At 67.1% G+C, this 22603-nt stretch carries 20 protein-coding genes; 11 read left to right on the top strand and 9 right to left on the bottom strand.

Going from position 1 to position 22603, the window contains the following annotated elements; genetic code table 11:
• Positions 1–271: 271 nt before the first annotated feature.
• From ACREPD_RS09240 to lpdA, 5 genes are all read left to right on the top strand, one after another.
• Positions 272–1687, top strand: coding sequence for a JmjC domain-containing protein (locus ACREPD_RS09240; RefSeq protein WP_431599045.1), 1416 nt, complete (start codon positions 272–274; stop codon positions 1685–1687).
• Between the two features lies 1 nt (position 1688).
• Positions 1689–2597 (top strand): GNAT family N-acetyltransferase, encoded by a 909-nt coding sequence (locus ACREPD_RS09235; RefSeq protein WP_431599044.1) that lies wholly within the window; start codon positions 1689–1691, stop codon positions 2595–2597.
• Positions 2598–2781: 184 nt separating this feature from the next.
• Positions 2782–5613, top strand: a complete 2832-nt coding sequence (locus tag ACREPD_RS09230; protein ID WP_431599043.1) for a 2-oxoglutarate dehydrogenase E1 component — start codon at positions 2782–2784, stop codon at positions 5611–5613.
• A gap of 42 nt (positions 5614–5655) precedes the next feature.
• Positions 5656–6861, top strand: coding sequence for a dihydrolipoyllysine-residue succinyltransferase (sucB, locus tag ACREPD_RS09225; RefSeq protein ID WP_431599042.1), 1206 nt, complete (start codon positions 5656–5658; stop codon positions 6859–6861).
• Positions 6862–6921: 60 nt separating this feature from the next.
• Complete coding sequence (lpdA, locus tag ACREPD_RS09220) at positions 6922–8358, top strand: dihydrolipoyl dehydrogenase (protein WP_431599041.1); 1437 nt, start codon at positions 6922–6924, stop codon at positions 8356–8358.
• Between the two features lie 289 nt (positions 8359–8647).
• Here lpdA and ACREPD_RS09215 read toward each other — a convergent pair whose 3' ends face one another.
• The 7 genes from ACREPD_RS09215 to ACREPD_RS09185 all read right to left on the bottom strand — a co-directional run bounded on the left by ACREPD_RS09215 (position 8648) and on the right by ACREPD_RS09185 (position 17068).
• A complete protein-coding gene (locus tag ACREPD_RS09215) occupies positions 8648–8860 on the bottom strand; it encodes a hypothetical protein (RefSeq protein ID WP_431599040.1) in 213 nt (70 codons plus the stop codon).
• A gap of 167 nt (positions 8861–9027) precedes the next feature.
• The gene (locus tag ACREPD_RS09210) at positions 9028–10452 is read right to left on the bottom strand and encodes a replicative DNA helicase (RefSeq protein WP_421570924.1); all 1425 of its coding nucleotides are present in this window, start codon (positions 10450–10452) and stop codon (positions 9028–9030) included.
• A gap of 161 nt (positions 10453–10613) precedes the next feature.
• On the bottom strand, positions 10614–11174 hold the full coding sequence (locus ACREPD_RS09205) for an NADPH-dependent FMN reductase (RefSeq protein WP_431599039.1): 561 nt from the start codon (positions 11172–11174) through the stop codon (positions 10614–10616).
• Positions 11175–11237: 63 nt separating this feature from the next.
• The gene (asnB, locus tag ACREPD_RS09200; RefSeq protein WP_431599038.1) at positions 11238–13181 is read right to left on the bottom strand and encodes an asparagine synthase (glutamine-hydrolyzing); all 1944 of its coding nucleotides are present in this window, start codon (positions 13179–13181) and stop codon (positions 11238–11240) included.
• Between the two features lie 3 nt (positions 13182–13184).
• A complete protein-coding gene (locus ACREPD_RS09195; protein ID WP_431599037.1) occupies positions 13185–15464 on the bottom strand; it encodes a transketolase C-terminal domain-containing protein in 2280 nt (759 codons plus the stop codon).
• Between the two features lie 90 nt (positions 15465–15554).
• A complete protein-coding gene (locus ACREPD_RS09190; protein ID WP_431599036.1) occupies positions 15555–16097 on the bottom strand; it encodes a GNAT family N-acetyltransferase in 543 nt (180 codons plus the stop codon).
• Between the two features lie 146 nt (positions 16098–16243).
• Entirely contained in the window at positions 16244–17068 is an 825-nt protein-coding gene (locus tag ACREPD_RS09185) for a glycine zipper 2TM domain-containing protein (RefSeq protein WP_431599035.1), read from the bottom strand.
• A gap of 162 nt (positions 17069–17230) precedes the next feature.
• Here ACREPD_RS09185 and ACREPD_RS09180 point away from each other — a divergent pair, with 162 nt between their 5' ends.
• Together ACREPD_RS09180 and ACREPD_RS09175 are read left to right on the top strand one after the other, a co-directional pair.
• On the top strand, positions 17231–17452 hold the full coding sequence (locus ACREPD_RS09180) for a DUF6116 family protein (RefSeq protein ID WP_421570918.1): 222 nt from the start codon (positions 17231–17233) through the stop codon (positions 17450–17452).
• Entirely contained in the window at positions 17449–18213 is a 765-nt protein-coding gene (locus ACREPD_RS09175; protein WP_431599034.1) for a TatD family hydrolase, read from the top strand. The genes ACREPD_RS09180 and ACREPD_RS09175 overlap by 4 nt, the downstream gene beginning before the upstream one ends.
• Before the next feature lie 76 nt (positions 18214–18289).
• On the opposite strand, the gene ACREPD_RS09170 is transcribed toward ACREPD_RS09175, so the two are convergent.
• Positions 18290–19087: a tRNA threonylcarbamoyladenosine dehydratase gene (locus tag ACREPD_RS09170; protein WP_431599033.1), complete on the bottom strand. Its 798-nt coding sequence runs from the start codon at positions 19085–19087 to the stop codon at positions 18290–18292.
• Positions 19088–19181: 94 nt separating this feature from the next.
• Here ACREPD_RS09170 and ACREPD_RS09165 point away from each other — a divergent pair, with 94 nt between their 5' ends.
• Positions 19182–19619 (top strand): hypothetical protein, encoded by a 438-nt coding sequence (locus ACREPD_RS09165; RefSeq protein ID WP_431599032.1) that lies wholly within the window; start codon positions 19182–19184, stop codon positions 19617–19619.
• A 121-nt stretch (positions 19620–19740) separates the two neighbouring features.
• Positions 19741–20232 carry a glycine zipper 2TM domain-containing protein gene (locus tag ACREPD_RS09160; RefSeq protein ID WP_431599031.1) on the top strand — a complete coding sequence of 164 codons (492 nt, stop codon included), beginning with the start codon at positions 19741–19743 and terminating at the stop codon, positions 20230–20232.
• A gap of 83 nt (positions 20233–20315) precedes the next feature.
• Here the strand turns inward: ACREPD_RS09160 and ACREPD_RS09155 are convergent, their stop codons facing one another.
• A complete protein-coding gene (locus ACREPD_RS09155) occupies positions 20316–20525 on the bottom strand; it encodes a cold-shock protein (protein ID WP_431599030.1) in 210 nt (69 codons plus the stop codon).
• A gap of 236 nt (positions 20526–20761) precedes the next feature.
• Here ACREPD_RS09155 and ACREPD_RS09150 point away from each other — a divergent pair, with 236 nt between their 5' ends.
• Positions 20762–21247, top strand: coding sequence for a DUF456 domain-containing protein (locus ACREPD_RS09150; RefSeq protein ID WP_431599029.1), 486 nt, complete (start codon positions 20762–20764; stop codon positions 21245–21247).
• Positions 21248–21401: 154 nt separating this feature from the next.
• A complete protein-coding gene (locus tag ACREPD_RS09145; RefSeq protein ID WP_431599028.1) occupies positions 21402–22562 on the top strand; it encodes a phospholipase A in 1161 nt (386 codons plus the stop codon).
• Positions 22563–22603: the final 41 nt, after the last annotated feature.

Here is a 22603-nt window from a genome sequence, read left to right as displayed (position 1 = left end):
GGGTGAAGGCGCACTGCTTGCGAGGCACTGCCTCGCGTGCGACTGAACGCACAACCGCTGGCGGTTGGGCCGGGGCCCGGAGGGCGGTTTACGGCGTGTCCCTACGGGGGCTACCCGCCGGCCGCCCCGCACGCAAACACTGAGGCGCCAACGTTCCACGCGACAACCCACCGCAGGTGCACATCGCCGCCAACCAGCAGACAATAGGCATGCCTGAGCGCGCGACCACGCCGCGCCCCGCTTTCCGTCTTTACGCTGCAAGGATTCCCCCATGGCTGTGCGCAAGACCAAAACCCCTGTCATCGAAGTCCAGGCCCGCCCGGGCCTGCCGCTGGGCATGCCCGCCGCGACCTTCCTGCGCGATTACTGGCAGAAGCGCCCGCTGCTCATCCGCGGCGCCTTCCCCGATTTTGAAACGCCGCTGCAGCCCGAAGACCTGGCCGGCCTGGCCTGCGAGGAAACCGCCCTCGCCCGCCTCATCAGCCACGACCGTGCCACCGACGGCTGGACCGTGCGTACCGGCCCGTTCCAGGAAGAAGAATTCCCGGGCATGCCCGACCACGACTGGACCCTGCTGGTCCAGGACGTGGACAAGTGGGACCCGGACGTGCGCGCCCTCATCAGCCACTTCAACTTCCTGCCGCGCTGGCGGATGGACGACGTGATGATCAGCTTCGCCGCCACCGGCGGCTCGGTCGGCGCCCACGTCGACCAGTACGACGTCTTCCTGCTGCAGGCCTACGGCCACCGCCGCTGGCAGATCGACGCCAGCGAGTCCATCAAGGGCAAGCGCCCGCCGCTGGACTTCCGCGACGACGTCGAACTCAAGCTGCTGCGCCGCTTCAAGCCGACCCACGACTGGGTGCTCGAACCGGGCGACATGCTGTACCTGCCGCCGAACGTGCCGCACAACGGCGTGGCCGAAGACCCCTGCCTGACCTTCTCCTTCGGCATGCGCGCCCCGGCGTCGGCCGAGCTGATCAGCGACTATCTGGACACCCTGATCGAGGATGCCGACGAGGCCATCCGCTACCAGGACCCGGACCTGAAGGTGCCCGAGGACCCGAACGAAATCGACGTCGTCGCCATGAACCGCGTCGTGCAGGCGCTCAACGCCATCCGCATGAACGACCCGGACCGCCTCGGCGACTGGTTCGGTCGCTTCATCACCACCTACCGCGCCGCCGGTGAGGTCGTGGCCTCCGGTGACGCGCTGTCGCGCGAGGACATCGAAGCCGCCCTGGCCGAAGGCATCGAGCTGGGCCGCCACCCGTGGGCCCGCCTGGCCTGGCGCCGGGCCAAGCGTGGCGCCAGCCTGTACTGCAGCGGCCTGGAATTCGCCCTGCCGGTGAAGGACGCGCAGGCCCTGGCCGCCGCCGAGCAGGTCGGTGCCGCCTTGTACCAGAAGCTGTCGGCCAAGGGCCGCGATGCGCTGCATGAGCTCGTCGCCGGGGGCTATTACCAGCTGCTGGACGGCCAGGCATTCGATGACGAAGACGAAGACGACTACGCCGAAGGCGACGTGGCCGAATACGAAATCATCGACGCCATCGAGACCGTCGAAGTGGTCGAGGACGAAGACGTGCAGGCCAGCGTGCACGAAGTGACCATCCACGAGGACGGGGTCGAGGTCATCGTCGATTTCGACGACAGCGACGACGGCGAGCCGTCCGGCAGCCGCTCCTGATATGTCCCGGCCCGGCGTCCAGGTCGAGGTGGTCGACTACCCCGCCCATCGGGACCTGCTGCACCGGGTCCGCCACACCGTGTTCGTCGACGAACAGCAGGTGCCGGCCGAACTGGAGATCGACGCGCTCGACCCGCTCAGCGTGCATGTGCTGGCCAGCGATCCGCAGGGCCAGCCGGTCGGCGCCGGCCGCCTGACCCCGGACGGCCGGATCGGGCGCATGGCCGTTCTGGCCGACTGGCGCAGCCAGGGCGTCGGCGAACAGCTGCTGCTCGCCCTGGTCGACGCCGCCCGCCAGCGTGGCTGGCGCGAGGTGAGCCTGCACGCCCAGCTGCCGGCCCGTGCGTTCTACGCCCGGCAGGGCTTCCTGCCCCATGGCGAGGTGTTCGAAGAGGCCGGCATCGCCCACCAGCACATGCGCCGCGTGCTGGACGGGGCGGTCAACATCGACAATGCCGCCGAAGCGGTAGCCATCACCACCGCGCTGGTCCACCGTGCCCGCCGCCAGCTGTGGATCCACAGCCGCGTGCTCGACCCCGGCCTGCTCGATGCACCCCCGGTGCTGGAGGCGCTGCGCCGCTTCGCCACTGCCCGCCACGACAAGCAGGCCACCTTCATCGTCCACGACGCGGCCGCCATCGCCCAGGCCGGTTCGCCGCTGCTGGGCCTGATCCAGCGCCTGCCGACCGTGTTCCGGGTGCGCCAGGTGAGCGATCCCATCGACCGTGCGCTGGCCTCGGCCTGCCTGCTCAACGATGCGGGCGACTACTACTTTCGTCTGAGCGGCCTGCGCTTCGACGGCGAAGCGGCGCTCGCGCTACCTGCACGTTCGCGACCGTTGCAGGACGGTTTGCAGCGCGTATGGGAACGTTCGCGTGATTGCACGGAACTGCGCGCGCTCGGTCTGTAGTCCACGCAACGGTCTCGAACCTGTCTGGGAATGACACCGCAGGTCCCGCCGGGACCCGTGCGGTGCCCCTTCCTGTCCCGATGGGGGTACAATTTGTGGAGTTAGATACCGCCCGCGCAGGGCTATTCATCTTTCCTGCCGGATCATCGAAGCCCTACCCCACAAGCGAATCCGACCCTCCATCGTGGACAATCTACTGAAGCAGTTTGCGCAGTCTTCGCAGCTCGCCGGCGGCAACGCCTCCTATATCGAGGATCTGTACGAGCAGTACCTCGTTTCTCCGGACAGTGTCGATCCCAAATGGAAGACCTACTTCGACGGCTTCAAGGGCCGCGAAGCCGGTGACATTCCGCACTCGGCCGTCATCGCCCACATCACCGAAGCGGCCAAGAACGCTGGCAACAGCGCCACGGCCACCGGTACCGGCGACGAGCGCGAGCGCAATGTCGGCCGTCTGATCACCGCCTACCGTTCGCGCGGCCATCTGGACGCCCGTCTGGATCCGCTGGGCCTGGCCCAGGCGGTCAACTCGCCCGACCTCGGCCTGCCGTTCCACAGCCTGTCCGACGGCGACCTCAATGCCGAGTTCAGCACCGGCGGTGTGGGTGGCCAGCCGCGCATGAAACTGCGCGACCTGCTGGAGCGCCTGAAGAAGACCTACACCGGCTCGATCGGTGCGGAATTCATGCACATCTCCGAGGTCGAGCAGCGCCAGTGGATCTACCAGCGCCTCGAACTGGCCGGTGGCAACTACAGCATGGACGCCGCTACCCAGCGCCGCACGCTGGAGCGCCTGACCGCCGCCGAAGGCCTGGAACGCTACCTGCACACCAAGTACGTCGGCCAGAAGCGCTTCTCGCTGGAAGGCGGCGACTCGCTGATCCCGATGATGGACACCATCATTCGTGACGCCGGCAAGGATGGCGTCAAGGATGTCGTGGTCGGCATGGCCCACCGCGGCCGTCTGAACGTGCTGGTCAACACCCTCGGCAAGAACCCGCGCAAGCTGTTCGACGAGTTCGAAGGCAAGTTCGAGCACGACGAGCACGCCTCGGCCGGCGACGTGAAGTACCACATGGGCTTCTCGGCCGACATCGCCACCGAAGGTGGCCCGGTCCACCTCGCACTGGCGTTCAACCCGTCGCACCTGGAAATCGCCGACCCGGTGGTTGCCGGTTCCGTACGTTCGCGCCAGGAGCGCCGCAAGGACACCGCGCGCAAGCAGGTGATGCCGATTCTGATCCACGGCGACGCGGCCTTCTCGGGCCAGGGCGTGGTCATGGAACTGTTCCAGATGTCGCAGGCCCGCGGCTTCGCCGTCGGTGGCACCGTGCACATCGTGGTCAACAACCAGGTGGGCTTCACCACGTCCAACCCGGAAGACACCCGCTCCACCCGCTATGCCACCGACGTGGCCAAGATGATCGCCGCGCCCGTGCTGCACGTGAACGGTGACGATCCGGAAGCGGTCGTGTTCGCCGCGAAGCTGGCCTTCGAGTTCCGCCAGAAGTTCGCCAAGGACGTGGTCATCGACCTGATGTGCTACCGCCGTTGGGGCCACAACGAGGCCGACGAGCCGGCGATCACCCAGCCGCTGATGTACCAGGTGATCCGCAAGCACCAGACCACCCGCGAGCTCTACGCCGCCCAGCTGGAACAGGCCGGCGTGATCGAAGCCGGCGCCGGCAAGGCGATGGTCGATGCCTACCGCAACAAGCTGGACGCGGGCGAAGTGACCACCGAGCTGGCCAAGGTCGAAAAGACCCCGCCGAGCAGCGCGCTGTTCGTCGACTGGCCCAAGCTGCTGGAAGGCAAGCTGTCCGACCCGGTGTCCACCAAGGTCGACCCGGCCAAGCTCAAGCAGCTGGCCGAGCTGATCAACACCGTGCCGGCCGAAGTGGAACTGCACTCGCGCGTGTCCAAGGTATACGACGACCGTCGCAAGATGGCCGCCGGCGAGATCCCGGGCGACTGGGGCTTTGCCGAGAACCTGGCCTACGCCACCCTGCTCGACGAAGGCCACGCGCTGCGCCTGGTCGGCCAGGACGTCGGCCGCGGTACGTTCACGCACCGCCACGCGATCCTGCACGACCAGAAGACCGACAACTACTACCTGCCGCTGCGTCAGCTGGTGGATTCGCCGGAGAAGGCCACCATCATCGATTCGCTGCTCAGCGAAGAAGCGGTGATGGCCTACGAGTACGGCTTCTCCACCACCGACCCGAACACCCTGTGCATCTGGGAAGGTCAGTTCGGCGACTTCGCCAACGGCGCCCAGGTGGTCATCGACCAGTTCATCGCCGCCGGTGAAGCCAAGTGGGGCCGCGTTACCGGTCTCACCCTGCTGCTGCCGCACGGTTACGAAGGTCAGGGTCCGGAACACAGCTCGGCGCGCCTGGAGCGCTTCCTGCAGCTGTGCGCGCTGGAGAACATGCTGGTGGTGGTGCCCTCCACCCCGGCGCAGGCGTTCCACATGCTGCGCCGCCAGCTGCACCTGACCACCCGCAAGCCGCTGGTGGTGATGTCGCCCAAGTCGCTGCTGCGCCACAAGCTGGCCGTGTCGACCCTGGACGAACTGGCCAATGGCGAGTTCCAGCACCTGATCGGCGACGCGAATGCGGATGCCAAGAAGGTCAAGCGCGTGGTGCTGTGCTCGGGCAAGGTCTATTACGACCTGCTCGAAGACCAGACCAAGCGTGGCCAGGACGACGTCGCCATCATCCGCGTGGAGCAGCTGTATCCGTTCCCGCGTGCGCTGCTGGCCGCCGAGCTCAAGAAGTACGGCAAGGCTGCCGACGTGGTGTGGACGCAGGAAGAACCGCAAAACCAGGGTGCGTGGTACCAGATCCGCCACCACCTGCAGTTCTGCCTGGCCGATGGCCAGAGCCTGCACTACGCCGGTCGCGCCCGTTCGGCATCGCCCGCCGCTGGACACATGGCGGACCACATCATCGAACAGCAGAAGCTGGTCGCCGATGCACTGGTCAACCCGTTCAACGACGCGGTCGCTGAATAACCTCCCCCCATTCTAGAAAAAGACAAACCAGGAAGCTCCCGCATGGCCACCGAAGTCAAAGCCCCGGTACTGCCCGAATCCGTCGCCGACGGCACCATCGCCACCTGGCACAAGAAGGTCGGCGATGCCGTCAAGCGCGATGAAAACCTGCTTGATCTGGAAACCGACAAGGTCGTCCTGGAAGTGCCGTCGCCAGTCGACGGCGTGCTGAAGGAGATCAAGTTCGAGGTGGGCGCCACCGTGACCTCCAGCCAGATCGTGGCCATCATCGAAGAAGGCGCCGTGGCGGCTGCCCCGGCCCCGGCTGCCGAAGCCAAGCCGGCTGCTGCCGCTGCTCCGGCCGCGGCTGCTGCCCCGGCCGCCGCCGCTGCGCCGGCCCCGGCGTCGAAGTCCGCTGCCGATGCCCTGCCCCCGGGCGCCCGCTTCAGTGCCATCACCGAAGGCGTGAACCCGGCCGACGTGGACGGCACCGGCCGCCGCGGCGCGGTGACCAAGGAAGACATCGTCAACTTCGCCCGCAATGGCGGCGCCGGCAAGGCCGCCGGTGCGCGTCCGGAAGAGCGCGTGCCGATGACCCGCATCCGCAAGCGCATCGCCGAGCGCCTGATGCAGTCCAAGAACAGCACGGCCATGCTGACCACCTTCAACGAAGTCGACCTGTCCAAGGTCTCGGCGGCGCGCAAGGATCTGCAGGACGAGTTCGTCAAGGCGCACGGCATCAAGCTGGGCTTCATGAGCTTCTTCGTGAAGGCCGCCGCCAACGCGCTGCAGCGCTTCCCGCTGGTCAATGCATCGATCGACGGCGACGACATCATCTACCACGGCTACTCGGACATCTCGATCGCCGTGTCGACCGAGAAGGGTCTGGTCACCCCGGTGCTGCGCAACGTCGAACGCATGTCGTTTGCCGACATCGAGAAGACCATTGCCGACTACGCCAAGAAGGCCCGTGACGGCAAGCTGAGCCTGGAAGAACTGCAGGGCGGCACCTTCACCGTGACCAACGGCGGCACCTTCGGTTCGCTGCTGTCCACCCCGATCATCAACCCGCCGCAGAGCGCCATCCTGGGCATGCACGCCATCAAGGAGCGTCCGATCGCCCAGAACGGCCAGGTCGTGATCGCGCCGATGATGTACCTGGCGATGTCCTACGACCACCGCATCATCGATGGCAAGGACTCGGTGCAGTTCCTGGTGGACATCAAGAACCAGCTGGAAAACCCGGGCCGCATGCTGTTCGGCCTGTAAGACCTCCCGCCCCTCCGCGTCCGCGCGGAGGGGTTCTGGTAAAGAAACAAGGAATGACAAATGGCTGAACAATTCGACGTCGTCGTCATCGGTGCCGGCCCGGCCGGCTACCATGCCGCGATCCGCGCCGCACAGCTGGGCCTGAAGACCGCCTGCATCGACGCAGCGCTGGGCAAGGATGGCAAGCCGGCCCTCGGCGGCACCTGCCTGCGCGTGGGCTGCATTCCGTCCAAGGCGCTGCTGGATTCCTCGCGCCAGTTCTGGAACATGGGCCACATCTTTGGCGACCACGGCATCAGCTTCAAGGACGCCAAGATGGACGTCGAGGCGATGGTTGGCCGCAAGGACAAGATCGTCAAGCAGTTCACTGGCGGCATCGCCATGCTGTTCAAGGCCAACAAGGTCACCGCCTACTACGGTTTCGGTGAGCTGCAGCCGGGCAACATCGTCAAGGTCAAGCAGCACGACGGTTCGGAAATCGAGCTGAAGGGCACCAACGTCATCATCGCCGCCGGTTCGGATTCGATCGAACTGCCGTTCGCCAAGTTCGACGGCGAGACCATCGTCGACAACGTCGGCGGCCTGGACTTCACCGAAGTGCCGGCCCGCCTGGCCGTGATCGGCGCCGGCGTGATCGGCCTGGAACTGGGCAGCGTGTGGAAGCGCCTGGGTTCGGAAGTGACCATCCTGGAAGCGCTGCCCGACTTCCTGGCCGCTGCCGACAGCGAAGTGGCCAAGGTCGCCGCCAAGGAATTCAAGAAGCAGGGCCTGGACATCCGCCTGGGTGCCAAGGTGTCCAAGGCTGAAGTAACCGGCAAGGGCAAGAAGAAGGAAGTCGCCCTGACCTACACCGATGCCGAAGGCGAGAAGAGCCTGGTGGTGGACAAGCTGCTGGTGGCCGTTGGCCGTCGCGCCGCCACCAAGGGCCTGCTGGCCGAAGGCACGGGCGTCAAGATCAACGCGCGCGGCCAGATCGAAGTGGACGACCATTGCCACACCGGCGTGGACGGCGTGTGGGCGGTCGGTGACTGCGTGCGCGGCCCGATGCTGGCCCACAAGGGCTTCGAGGAAGGCATCGCGGTGGCCGAGCTGATCGCGGGCCTGCCGGGCCACGTCAACTTCGACACCATTCCGTGGGTCATCTACACCGAGCCGGAGCTGGCCTGGGTCGGCAAGACCGAGCAGCAGCTGAAGGACGAGGGCATTCCGTACAAGGCCGGCAGCTTCCCGTTCGCCGCCAACGGCCGTGCCGTGGCGATGATCGAGCCGTCGGGCTTCGTGAAGGTCCTGGCCCACGCCGAGACCGACCGCATCCTGGGCATGCACCTGGTTGGCGCGAACGTGTCCGAGCTGGTCCACGAAGGCGTGCTGACCATGGAGTTCAGTGGTTCGGCCGACGACCTGGCCCGCATCTGCCACGCCCACCCGTCCCTGTCGGAAGTCGTCCACGACGCCGCCATGGCCGTGAGCAAGCGCGCGATCCACAAGGCCAACTGACCGGCCGGTGGTGATGCAACGAAAAACCCCGCCTCGGCGGGGTTTTTTGTTGATCAACGTTGCCGTAGAGCCACGCCCTGCGTAGCTGCGACCGTGCAATACACGCCGCTCGGAACGCCCCGCGCCGGTAGGGTCGGTTCCCGAACGACTGCCGATGACGGCCCGACGTTCGGTGACGCATGACCTCAAACGAAGGCGCCTCTCGGGCAGAGGTCATGCGTCCCAGGCCCGATCACCGGCAACGGCAGTTGTTTGGGAACCAACCCTACCGCCGGATGCATGCCAGGTATCAGGCCGTCGCGCGCCCAACGCCGAGCACCCGTGCCGGCAGCATGAACAGCGCGCCCAGGAATGCGAACAGCGCGGAGAAGGTGATGCCGACCAGGCGGAACGGCAGGCTCAGCAGCCACACGAACGGCCAGGCCAGCAGGGCCAGGATCGCCAGCGGCCAGCACAGCACGAACAGCAGGCACCACACGCCCAGCGCGAACAGGGTCTTCATGACGGTCTCCGTTGGCGGCACCGTGCCGCCCGGAACCACGTTGACGCCCTGCCCCGCGAGGTTCAACGGGTTTGCGACGAAACCCGGAATGGGCCGACGAAACGCGTACCCACTAACAGTGGGCACCTACCGCGGTAGCGCGCCACCGTTGGTGGTGCGCCGCCCGGTTATTCGAACGAACCCACCGAATCGTGCGACAGGTTGTCGAAGCGGGTGTATTCACCGAAGAACTTGAGCTTGCACGAGCCGGTCGGGCCGCCTCGGTGCTTGCCGATGATGATCTCGGCCAGGCCCTTGTCCGGGGAATTTTCCTTGTTGTAATAATCGTCGCGGTAGATGAACACGATCATGTCCGCGTCCTGCTCGATTGCGCCGGATTCGCGAAGGTCGGCCATCACCGGGCGCTTGTCGGTACGCGTTTCCAGCGAGCGGTTGAGCTGGGACAGCGCGATCACCGGCACGTGCAGCTCCTTGGCCAGGCCCTTGAGCGAACGCGAGATTTCCGAGATTTCGGTCGCGCGGTTCTCGCTGTTGCCCGGCACGCTCATCAGCTGCAGGTAGTCGATCACGATCAGGCCCAGGTCGTGCTCGCGCTTGAGGCGGCGGCACTTGGAACGCAGGATCTCCGGCGACACGCCCGGTGTGTCGTCGATGAAGATCTTGGTTTCCTTCAGCATGCGGATCGCGCCGGTGACGCGACTCCAGTCCTCGTCCTCCAGCTGGCCGGTACGCAGGCGCTGGGCGTTGATGCGGCCGTTGGAGGAAATCAGGCGCATGGCCAGCTGCGAGGCTGACATTTCCATCGAGAACACCGCCACGCCCTTCTTGGACTTGATCGCGGCGTACTCGGCAATGTTCAGCGCGAAGGTGGTCTTGCCCATGGCCGGTCGCGCGGCCAGGATGATCAGGTCGGTCGGCTGCAGGCCGGCGGTCATCGCGTCGAAATCGGCGTAGCCGGTCGGCAGGCCGGTGATGTTGCCGCCGTTCTCGAAGCGGTTGCGCAGTTCTTCGAAGGCATCCTTCAGCGCGCCGGGCATCGCCACGAAATCGGTGCGGCCACGTGCGCCCTGCTCGGCAATGGCAAACACGGACTTTTCCGCCGCCGACAGCAGTTCGCTGCTCTCGCGGCCTTCGGGCTGGAAGCCGTCGTTGACGATGTCGGTGCCGACCTGGATCAGCTGGCGCAGCACGGCCTTGTCGCGCACGATCTCGGCGTAGGCCGAGATGTTGGCGGCCGACGGCGTGGTGCTGGCCAGTTCGATCAGGTAGGCGCCGTCGCCGACCAGCTCCATCTTGCCCTGCGACTCGAACCACTCGCCCAGCGTCACCGCATCGAACGGGCGGTCGCGTTCGGACAGCTCGCGGATCGCGCGGTAGATGGTCTGGTGGTCGCGCCGGTAGAAATCGGTCTCGGTCAGCTGGTCGTTGATCCGGTCGTAGCTTTCCGGGGCCAGCATCAGGCCGCCCAGCACCGCCTGTTCGGCCTCGATCGAGTGCGGGGGCACGCGCAGCGCGTCGATGCGCATCTCATCGCGATCAAAGCGGTCACCGCGTTCTTTGCGGTCGGAACGGAAGCCGGAGCGGGCGGACATGACGGGGTGTTCTTCCTGCAGAGTGGAGCGTGGGACATGGTAGGCACGGGTCGGCCACCACAGCCATGCACAACTCTGTGGATAAGCGGTGGATAGCCGAAGGTGCCGGGCGCGTTGCCGCCGGGACGCGCATTATCGCAGAACCACCCGCGCCGCGCGGTTCAGGCGGCAGGACGGTGGGTATCGATCCACGCCAAGAATTTATCCACGAAGCCCTGCAGGAAGTCGCGTGTGCCCTCATTGCTGATGGTGCCCTGCCCGTCGATCAGGCCTTCCTTGAAATGAATGAATGCCTCTGGCTGGCCGAGCACCGGCATGTCCAGGTAGGCCAGGATGTTGCGCAGGTGCTGCTGGGCCAGCGCGGTGCCGATCGCGCCGATGGAGGCGCCGATCACGGCGGCGGGCTTCCCGGCGAAGGCGCTGTGGCCGTACGGGCGTGAGCCGAGGTCGATGGCGTTCTTCAGCACGCCCGGCACCGAGCGGTTGTATTCGGGGGTGACGAACAGCACGGCGTCGGCCTTGCGGATCTGGTCCTTCAGCCGCACGCCTTGGGCCGGGTAGTCTTTGTCGAAGTCCTGGTTGTACAGCGGCAGGTTGCCGATCTGTACGTATTCGAAGGTGGCCTTGCCGGCGGCCAGTTTCTCCAGCGCATGGGCCAGCGCCTGGTTGTGCGAGCCGCTGCGCAGGCTGCCGACGAGCACGGCGATGGTGGGGTGGGCCATGAGGGGTCTCCGGATAAGGGGGAGACCCAGCCTAGGCCGCGCAACCGTTGCGGGCGGTGAAGGTCAGGCGCGCGACACCCGCGCCCGCACCTGCTTCCAATGCGCCTGCCACGCCTGGAACATCAACACGTTCCACAGGTGCGTGTGCCACTTGCGTTCGCCGTTCTTGAACTGCGCCCAGAGGGGCGCCACCGCGTCGACCTTGAACACCCCTTCGGCCTCCAACCGCGCCGGATCCAGCAATGCGTCGGCCCAACCACGCAGGTCGCCCTTCAACCACGCACTGACCGGCGCGCCAAACCCACGCTTGGGCCGGTGCACCATGTCCTGCGGCACGTAACGGCCCAGCACGCGCTTGAGCAGGTACTTGCTCACCCCGTCGCGCTGCTTCATCGACAGCGGCAGCGACCAGGCGAATTCGGCCACGCGCCAGTCCAGCAGCGGCGCACGCGCCTCCAGGCTGACCGCCATGCTGGTGCGGTCCACCTTGCAGAGCAGGTCGTCGGGCAGATAGGTACTGAAATCGGCCAGCATCATCGCGTCGGCCGGCGAACCCGCGCCGTGCAGCGGGTCGGCCAGGTCATAGAAGCTGCCCGCGCCGCGCGCGCCGATCACCGCGGCGGCCGGATCGCGCCAGCGCGAGATGCGGTTGCGGTACACATCGCCGATGCCACGCGCCCCGGTCTCGGCCAGCAACGCGGCCAGGCCGCCGGTACGCGAGGCCTCGCCCTGGGTCTGCGAATGGGCGGCCATCCAGCGCCGCAGCGGCGCCGGCACGCGGCCCAGCAGCGTCCAGTTGCGCAGCGCACGCTGGTAGCGGCTGTAGCCGAAGAACAGCTCGTCGCCGCCATCGCCGGACAGCGCCACGGTCACCGCGCTGCGGGCCAGCCGCGCCACCAGCGCGGTCGGCACCTGCGAGGCATCGGCGAACGGCTCGTCGAACATGGCCGGCAGCTCGGGCACCACCGCCAACGCATCGGCGCCGCTGACATAGAGCTCGGTGTGGTCGGTGCCCAGGTGCGTGGCCAGCGCCTTGGCCAACGGGGCCTCGTCGTGGTCGGACCCCTCGAAGCCGATGCTGAAACTGTGGATCGGCGTGGACGACTGCGCCTGCATCAACGCGGCTACCACCGACGAATCGGTGCCGCCGGACAGGAACACGCCCACCGGCACATCGGCCACCATGCGCAACCCGACCGCGTCGCGCAGCAGCGCGTCGAGCTGGTGTTCGGCCTCGTCCGCGCTACCCACGAACGGCGCGGCCAGCGCCTGCTGCATGCGCTCGCGCGCATTCCAGAACGGCAGCTGCTGCTGGTCCGGCCGGTGCGCGCCGGCACCGGCGGCCACTGCCGCCGCATCCAGGCGCAGCACGCGGCCCGGCATGAGCTTGAAGCAGCGTTCGTGGATGCAGTGCGGCGCGGGAATATAGTCCAGCCGCAGCAGCAGGGTCAGCGCGTCGCGGTCGATGTCGTTGTCGAAGTCCGGGTGCTGCCACAGCGCCTTCAGCTCGGAGCCGAACACCAGCGCTTCGCCGGCCCAGCCGTAATACAGCGGCTTCTTGCCGACCCGGTCGCGGGCCAGCCACAGGCACTGTTCGGCGCGGTCCCACAGGGCGATGGCGAACATGCCGTTGGCGCGCTGCAGGGTCTCGTCCAGGCCCCAGGCCACGAACGCGGCCAGCAGCACCTCGGTATCGGAATGGCCGCGGAATGCGTGCCCCAGCGCCTCCAGTTCCTGGCGCAGCGTGGCGAAGTTGTAGACCTCGCCGTTGTAGGCCAGCACGTAACGGCCATCGTCGGACGCCATCGGCTGGTGGCCCAACGGCGACAGATCCAGGATGCTCAGCCGGCGGTGCGCCAGGGTGATGCCGCTGGCCGCGTCGGCCCACACGCCGCTGTCATCCGGCCCACGGTGCACCAGGGCATCGCCCATCCGGCGTGCCAAGTCCTCCAACGCGGCCTGCTCCCGTACCGGGGCGGCCAGCAACAGTCCTGCCAGTCCACACATGCGTCAGTGTTCCTGCGCCAACACCCGCGCGGCGCTTACCAGCGCATTGTCGCTTGGAAGCACCGACATTGCTGCCCCTGCAAGCGGGGTATAGGTATCGGCACCGCACACGCGCTGCAGCGGCAGGTGGCCGAGCCCGGCCTCGACCAGGGCGGTGATGACGCCCTCCCCCACGCCACCACTGTGCCGCCCCTCGTCCACCACCAGCACGCGGCGGGCGTCGGCGGCCTGTTCGGCGATGAAGCCGGCGTTGAGTGGCACCAGCCAGCGCAGGTCGACCACGCGCACCTGCCAGCCCTGCTCGGCGGCGATGGTGCGCGCCGCACGCAGGCTCATCGGCACGCCGTTGCCGTAGGTGAAGATGACCAGATCGTTGGCCTCCGGCGCATACACCCGGCCCTCGCCCAGCACCAGCGCCTGGTCCGGCGCGGGGTATGGGAACAGCCACTGGGCATCGGCCGGTGCGTGCAGGTCCTTGGTCATGTACAACGCGATGGGCTCCAAGAACACCGCCACGCGCCCATCCACCTGCGCCAGCGCAGCCAGGGTGCGCAGCATCATCGCCGCGTCGTCGCCGCGCGAGGGGCAGCCGACCACCAGCCCGGGAATGTCGCGCAAGGCGGTGATCGAGTTGTCGTTGTGGAAATGCCCGCCGAAGCCCTTCTGGTAACCGAGCCCGGCGATCCGCACCAGCATCGGGTTGCGGTACTGGTCGTTGGAGAAGAACTGCAGCGAACACGCCTCCCCGCGCAGCTGGTCGGCGGCATTGTGCAGGTAGGCCAGGTACTGGATCTCCGGCACCGGCAGCATGCCCATGTTGGCCAGGCCCTGGGCCATGCCCAGGATCATGGTCTCGTCGAGCAGCGTGTTGAATACCCGGCGCGGCCCGAAGGCCTTGAGCAGGCCCTTGCTGACGGTGTACACGCCGCCTTTTTGTGCGACGTCTTCGCCGAACAGCAGCGACGACGGGTACTTGCACAGCAGGTCATGCAGCGCCTGGTTGATCTGGATCGCCAGATGACGCGGCGGCTGCCGCTCGGGCAGCTGCGCGGCGCCGCCGAAGGCGGCCTCACGGGCTTGCGCCAGCGCTGGTCGCGTGGCCTCGGCCTGCACCGCTGCCGGTGTGTACGGCGCCAGTGGCGCGACGATCTCGGCCAGCGCGTGCAGCTTGGGCCGCTGGTCGGCCGCCTCGGCGGCGGCGAAACAGCGCGCGCGCATCGCCTCGTAGCGCTCCAGCAACTGAGCCGCCGTCATCCAGCCCGACGCCAGCGCGATCTGCGCCGAACGCAGCAGCGGATCGGCGGCCTCGGCCGCACACAGCTCCGGCAGCGGCCGCCATTCGATCTCGAAATCGGTGCCGGCGTGGCCCATCAGCCGCGTGGTGCGCAGGTGCAGGAAGGTCGGCCGCCGGGTCTGCCGGCAGTGCGCCATCGCGCGATGTACCTGCGCATGGCCACCGGCCAGGTCCAGGCCGTCGGCGAAGAAGTAGTCCAGCCCGGGGCGGTGACTGAAGCTGTCGGCGATCCAGCCGTCGGGTGTCTTGACCGAAATACCGATGCCGTTGTCTTCGCAGACGAACAGGATCGGCGCCGGCAAGCGCTGGTAGGCGGCCCACGCGGCGGTGTTGAACGCGGTCTGCGCGGTGGCATGGTTGGCCGAGGCATCACCGAAGGAGCAGATCACCACGCTGTCGTCGGGAACCGGCAGCGTGTGCCCAATGCGGCGCGCGGTCTCGATCGCCATGGCGGTGCCCAGCGCCTTGGGCAGGTGCGAGGCGATGGTGGAGGTCTGCGGCAGCACCCACAGCGGCTTGCTGCCCCACACTTTGTGGCGGCCGCCGCTGGCCGGATCGTCGCGGCTGGCCGCGAAGGACAGCGCCGCGTCCATCACCGGGTCCATGCCCGGCAACTGGCGGAAGCGTTCGGCCATGAACGCGCCGGAGCGGTAGTGCAGGAACGCCGGATCGGTGTGCCGGGCCAGCCGCGCCACCAGCGCATTGCCCTCGTGGCCGGATGAGCCGATGGTGTAGAAGACCTTGTTCTGCACGCGCAGTACGCGCGCCATCAGGTCCAGGTGGCGGCTGACCAGCTGCGACTCGAACAGCGCGTCGAAGCCCCGTGCGTCCAGCGTGCTGCCGGGCAGGATCGGCGCGTCCGGCGCCGGGCGTGGGGCGGCGTCACCGCGCCACTGCTGCACGAATTCGATGAAATTGGTGTCGCAGATCTCGGCCCGGTTGAGGGCCTTCATGCGTGCGGGAATCGGATCGGGAACCACGGCAAACATGCACACCCTCCAGCTGAGCCGAACGGACGACCGGGCCGAGCATCGCCGCAATCGCCGCCGCTTGCCAAGCGCAGGTGCACAAAAGCGCGCTTACCTCGGCGTGCTTCTCCACTGCTCCCGCGACTGGCCCCATATCTCGATGGGCTTGCCGTCGTGTGGCGGCGGCAGCTCGCCCATGCGCAGCAGCGTGCTGCCGAGTTTGCGTGCCACCGCCTTGGAGTTCTCGTTGGCCGGGTCGATGGTGTGGATTACCTCCTGCCAGCCGAGCGTGTCGAACGCCCAGTCGATGGCGGCCACCGCCGCCTCCGGTGCGTAGCCCCTGCCCCAGCTGGCGTGGCGAACGCTCCAGCCGACTTCGGTGCCCGGCCAGTCCAGCGGTTGCCAGGGCCCCATGCGCCCCACCCATTCGCCGCTGCTCTTCTCGATCACCGAGAACATCGAGAAGCCATACAGGTGCCAACTGCCGACCAGGCAGCTGAAACTCCGCCACGCCTGGGACGGCGCCAGCACGCCGCCCAGGTGCTGCATCACCTGCGGATCGGTGCAGAACTGCAGGAAAGCATCGAAGTCTTCCGCGCGCGGTGGGCGCAGGATCAACCGGTCGGTTTCCAGGCGCAGGTCGAAAATGCTCATGGGGGCATCCCGTTGGTAAGCCGGGATCCATCTTCGCAGAACGAAAGAGGCCGGCAAATGCCGGCCTCTTTGGGGTTGCCGGGCAGAGCCCCGGCGGAGACTGCCGGGCAGAGCCCCGGCGGAGCCTGCCGGGCAGAGCCCCGGCACTACTGGTTGTTGCTCAGCGCGGCGGTCTGGGTGACCAGCTGGCCATCGACCACCGGCAGGCGGTCGCTGCTCGGCTTGTTGTCCATCTTCACCGTCTTTTCGACGCCGTCGTAGCGGTAGGTGACGTTGTAGCCGGTCACCGCGTTGCTGGTGCCCATCGGGATGCGGTTGCCCGGCTTGCTGGCCATGCGCATGGTGCCGGTGGTGCCGTCTTCATTGCGGTAGGTCACGTTGTAGCCGGTGACCTTGGTCGACTCGGAGGTCGCCGTTTCGGTATGGCACTGGCGCTCGGGACGGTTGACCACACGGCCACCCACGTGGCGCTTGTCCACCTGGTTGCCGATCACGCCACCGGCGACGGCGCCCGCGGCCGTGGCAGCCTTGCGGCCGTTGCCGCCGCCCACCTGGTTGCCGAGCAGGCCACCGATGACCGCACCGGCCACGGTGCCGCCGACGTTGCCGTCGCGCTCGGGCAGGCGTTCCTGCACAACGACGTCCTGGCAGACTTCGTGCGGGGTCTGGGTGGTGGAGGTCTCGCGCACCGGCTCGGTGCCGATCACGGTGGCGTAGGCCTTTTCTTTCTTGGTCAGCGGATCGACCTTGACCACGTCGGCGTATTCGAGACGGCCAGCCTTGTCTTCCACGGCCACGCCATCAGTACGCGCGCCATCGTCGGCCAGCGGCGTGGTATCCAGCGTCGGGCGCGTCTGCGCGGCGGTGACCGGGTCTGACGGGGAGCCGCTCTTCATGAAGGCCGCGGTGGCGATGCCGCCGACCAGCAGGGCGCCAGCGGCGACCAGGGCAGTAGTAGTTGTGCTTTTCATATCCGACTCCCTGCGGACGATCCGCAACGTTCTTGATGCGGATTCCAGCATGTCGAGCCTGAACGGAATCTCCACAGTACGCACACGCCACGCTTACCCATTCAGGTTCTGTGATCATTAGGCTCGTGATAGCGTTTACAGCATCTGTCGAGGAGAGTGCCGATGCCTGGTCCCCTGCTGTTGCCGGTCATGAACTGGGCCCGCCGGCTGCGTTATCCCACGCTGTTCAAGATCACCGCCGCGTTGTTCGCGGTAACGCTGGTCATTCCGGACCCGATTCCGTTCGTGGACGAGATTCTGTTCGGGCTGGGCACGCTGCTGCTGGCCAACTGGAAACGCCGCAGCGACACCCTGCCGCCGCGCCTGGACCGGCGCGACGCGTGAGCCTGATCGACAGCCACTGCCACCTGGACGCGGACGAATTCGACCCCGACCGCGCCGAGGTCATCGCGCGCGCGCAGGCGGCCGGCGTGCACGCGCAGGTCGTACCCGCGGTCACGGCGGCCAGCTGGCCCAAGCTGCGTGATACCTGCGCGCTCGCCCAAGGACTCTACCCGGCCTACGGGCTGCACCCGATGTTCCTGGACCAGCACCGCCCCGAGCACCTGGAGCAACTGCGCGAGTGGATCGCCCGCGAGCGGCCCTGCGCGGTGGGCGAATGCGGGCTGGATTTCTTCGTGGAAGGTCTGGATGCCGACCGGCAGCAGGTCTACTTCGACGGGCAGCTGCGCATCGCGCGCGAGTTCGACCTGCCGGTGATCGCGCATGCACGCCGCGCGGTGGATGCGGTGATCGCCGCGATCAAGCAGGTGGGCGGGCTGCGCGGGGTGATCCATAGTTTCCCGGGCAGCCCCGAGCAAGCCGCGCAGCTGCACAAGCTCGGGTTCCTGGTTGGGCTGGGCGGCCCGCTGACCTACGACCGCGCGCAGCGCCTGCAGCGGCTGGTCACAGTGCTGCCGCTGGAACAGCTGCTGCTGGAGACCGATGCACCGGACCAGCCGGACGCCGGCATTCGTGGCGAGCGCAACGAACCGGCGCGCTTGACGGTGATCGCGCAGACCGTGGCGACGTTGAGAGGCGAGACGGTGGAAGCGATTGCCGAGCAGACCACGGCGAATGCGCGGCGGTTGTTCGGCCTGGCGTAGCGACACGCCATGTGTGTCCCACGCAATGCCTGATCCCCGGCTGGACACGCATGGCGTGTCCCTACGCGGCGTTGCGTTACGCCGCTGGCTTCTTCTTCATCAACATCTCCAACGCCTTGCCCACCGCCGCGAACGCGAACGCGCCGGTGATATGCGTGGCCGCGCCCAGCCCCGCGCCGCAGTCCAGCTTCAACGCCGCGTCGGCGCCCAGCTGCGGGCGGACACCGCAGACCGAACCGTCGGCCTGCGGGTACTTCACGTTTTCCAGCGAATACACCGCCGGCACGCCGAAGTAGCGCGAGGCGTTCTTCGGGAAGTTGAAGTCGCTGCGCAGCTTCTTGCGGATCAGCGCCATCATCGCGTCGTGCTCGGTCCGCGACACGTCACGAATGCGCACCAGGGTCGGATCGGTGCGGCCGCCGGCCGCGCCCACGGTCAGGATCGGCAGCTTGCGGCGGCGGCACCAGGCGATGGTTTCAACCTTCACCCGGAAGCTGTCGCAGGCATCGATGACCAGGTCGAAGTCGCGGTCCAGCAGTTCCACCATGTTCGACACGGTGAGGAAGGAGGCAATAGCGTCAACTTCGATGTCGGGATTGATCGCACGGCAACGCTCGGCCATCGCCTCGGCCTTGTTGCGCCCGTACTGCCCGGCCAGTGCAGGCAGCTGGCGGTTGGTGTTGGACACGCAGATGTCGTCGGCATCGATCAGGGTCAGGTGCCCCACCGCCGTGCGTGCCAAGGCTTCCACCACCCACGAGCCGACCCCGCCCATGCCGACCACCGCCACCCGGCGGCGCGACAGCAGATCCACGGTGCCTACCCCATACAGCCGGTCGATGCCGGCAAAGCGTTCGCGCAATACGTCATTCATGCCGCCTATTTTAGACGGCCCGGGGCCCCGCACGTACGCGCAGCGTGCCCCCAGCGGTAGGATGCAGCGAGCCACCCACACGGAAGCCACCCGCATGAATGCCCCCGTCCCTCCCCGCCGCCCCTCTGCCGCCTATCGCTATCTCTTCGTCGGCGTTCTGGGGTTGATCGTCGGCCTGATCGCCACGGTGATGGTGTCGCGCGCCATCCAGGCCCGCCAGGACCCGTTCCCCGGCAGCTTGATGCACGTCATGGAGCGGCAGGTGAGCCTGCTGCGCGATGCGCAGGCGCAGAACCGCTGCAGCCTGGCCGACAGCGTGCCGCGCCTGCAGACGCTGCGTTCGCTGTCCAACGACCTGGACCTGGCATTCCCGGGGCTGAAGGACAGCGCACAGTTCCAGCAGCACGCCAGCGGTCTGCGCGCCACGCTCAACACCGCGCTGGCCGCACCGCCCACCGACTGCGTGGCCATGGGCCAGCTGGTGGAAAAAATCCAGACCGACTGCAAGGCCTGCCACCAGGATTTCCGCTGATTCATCTGGCAGCCACGTAGCGGGTGGCGGATTGGCGCCCTGTTCACGCAGGACACGACAGGATCGGCGCCATGCGACCCAGACGCATTCACGACCACCCCTTCTGGCCAGGAGAACCACCATGAAGATCCAACTGATTGCCGCTGCTGCCGTTGCCACCGTCGCGCTGGCCGGCTGCGCCACCACCTCGCCTGGCTATGGCGGTGGCGGCTACAACAACAACAACGGCTACGGCAACTCCGGTGGCAACTACAACACCAACCGCTGCGCCGACTGCGGCATCGTGACCCGCATCAACCAGGTCGCCTCCGGCCGCACTGCGCCGACGGCAACCGGTGCGATCCTCGGCGGCATCGTGGGCGCCGTGGCGGGTCATGAGATCTCCGATCACACCGGCGGCAGCAAGGGCAACCAGAACATCGCCGCCGCTGCAGGCGCGGTCGGTGGCGCGCTGGCCGGTAATCAGATCCAGAAGAACGTCACCAGCGACACCTTCGACATCAGCGTGCGCATGGACGATGGCCGCACCATCGTGGTCAACCAGCGCGACCTGGGCGGCATCCGCGAGAACACCTATGTGCGCGTGGTCAATGGCCGGGTGATCCTGCGCTGATCGGCGCATCGGCCCCTGCAAGCAAAAAGGAAGGCCCGCTTGCGCGGGCCTTCTTCGCATCTACGCCGCAGTGGCAATCGGCATCAGGCCGGCTGCACCTTGTCGGCCTGCAGGCCCTTCTGCCCGTTGACCACTTCGAACGTCACGGACTGCCCTTCCTTGAGGCTCTTGAAACCCTGGGTTTCAATGGCGCGGAAGTGCACGAACACGTCTTCGCCGTTCTGGCGGCTGATGAAGCCGAAACCCTTGGCATCATTGAACCACTTCACAGTACCCGTTTCACGATCAGCCATCTCACTACTCCCTGGTGTCTCTGCTTTTGTCGTTGGATACGCCTTTGCGGGCGGCTGACAGCAAGGGGGAAGCGAGGTGCAACGATGCAGCGGATCTGGAAGATCTACCATCATCAGGCCACGATCCACGGTGACCTTGCCAAGCTCAGCGCCTGCAACTTAACCCGGGCAAAACGAAAAAGCAACTACCTGATTTCACATATGTCAACCCCAAATTACGGACCATACTCATAAGCATGGACCCTTCATTCATCTTCTACGTGCTAGCCGTCGTCCTGGTGCTGATCGGCATCGCCGGGATCATCCTGCCGGCCCTGCCCGGCATTCCGCTGGTGTTCGCCGGGCTGCTGGTGGCCGCGTGGGCCGACGGCTTCGTGCACGTGGGTTGGGTGCCGCTGACCGTGCTGGGCCTGCTGACCCTGGCCTCGTTCGCGGTGGACATCCTGGCCACGGTGGTGGGCGCCAAGCGGGTCGGCGCCAGCCGCAAGGCGCTGTGGGGCACCTTCATCGGCAGCATCGTGGGCCTGTTCTTCATGCCTATCGGGCTGTTTGCCGGGCCACTGGCAGGCGCCCTGCTCGGGGAGTACTGGCATACGCGTGAGCTGGGGCGCTCAACCAAGGTCGGCCTGGCGACGTGGCTGGGCATCCTGCTCGGCTTCGCCCTGAAGCTGGCGCTGGTCATCGCCATGCTGGGCATCTTCGCGTTCGCCTGGTTCTTCTGACCGCCAAACGGCTTCACACCCCGCGCACGGGGGACACCGGCATAAACGCGCTGTTCCCGTCACTGCACGCGTCCTTCCTGCCGGCATGCTGGCAGGAAGGACGGACAGCGGCGACACTGTCCGCGTTTAACCATTCATTTACCTGGCCTGCCCCATGACCAACCCGCGCCCCCGTTCCGCCCTGTTCACCGCCCTGGCCCTGGCCACGGCCAGCCTGCCGCTGGCCGCACAGGAAGCGTCGCCGACCCCGGCCTCGCCCGAAGCGTGCGCGCAGGTCGCCACCGACGCGGCCCGGCTGGCCTGCTTCGACAAGCTCTTCCGGCCCACGGCGGACACCACGCTGGCCGCCGACGCGGCTGCGACGGCCGCCAAGCAGGAGCGCCGCGAAGAGCGTCAGGCCGCGCGCACCCCCGACGCGCCGGCCACCGAGCGGGTCAAGCAGCGGCTGGGCGAAGTGTTCAAGAACGATGGCCACGACGCCGCGCTGGCCAATGCCGGCAAGGGCTCGCTGCTGGACAGCCGCTGGGAACTGGCGCAGGACTCCAAGCTGGGCGCGTTCCAGCTGCGCGCCTACAAGCCGGTGTACCTGCTGCCGGCGTTCTGGACCAGCGACAAGAACCAGATGCCGCAGTCGCCCAACCCGGACAACACGGTGAACACGCCGCAGCAGCTGGACAGCAACGAGCTGAAGTTCCAGCTCAGCTTCAAGACCAAGGTCTGGGAGAACGTGTTCGGCGACAACGGCGACATCTGGGCCGGCTACACCCAGAGTTCGCGCTGGCAGGCCTACAACGCCGACAACTCGCGCCCGTTCCGCGAGACCAATTACGAGCCGGAGATCATGATGGTCTTCCGCAACGGCTATTCCATCGGCGGCTGGCGCGGGCGCATGAGCGGGATCAGCCTGACCCACATGTCCAATGGTCGCGCCGACCCGTTGTCGCGCAGCTGGAACCGGGTGATCGCCAACATCGGCCTGGACCGCGAGAACTGGGCGCTGGTGCTGCGCCCGTGGTACCGCCTGCCGGAAGACAAAAAGGACGACAACAACCCGGACATCGAAGACTACATGGGCCGTGGCGACGCCACCTTGACCTGGAACCGCAACGGCCACGAGGTCTCGCTGATGGCACGCCATTCGCTGCGCGGCGGCGACCGTTCGCACGGCGCGCTGCAGCTCGATTACGGCTTCCCGATCAGCAACCTGCTGCGTGGCCACGTGCAGGTGTTCGACGGTTACGGCGAAAGCATGATCGATTACAACCACAAGGCAACGTACATCGGCCTGGGCGTGTCGTTGCTGGAGTGGTATTGAGCGCAAAGAGGTAGAGCCACCCCACGGGTGGCTGCGCGGTA

This window comes from Stenotrophomonas sp., from assembly GCF_050737075.1.
Lineage (GTDB): Bacteria > Pseudomonadota > Gammaproteobacteria > Xanthomonadales > Xanthomonadaceae > Stenotrophomonas.
The sequence above is the reverse complement of the archived record's forward strand: the minus strand, read 5'-3'. Positions and strand labels throughout refer to the sequence as shown.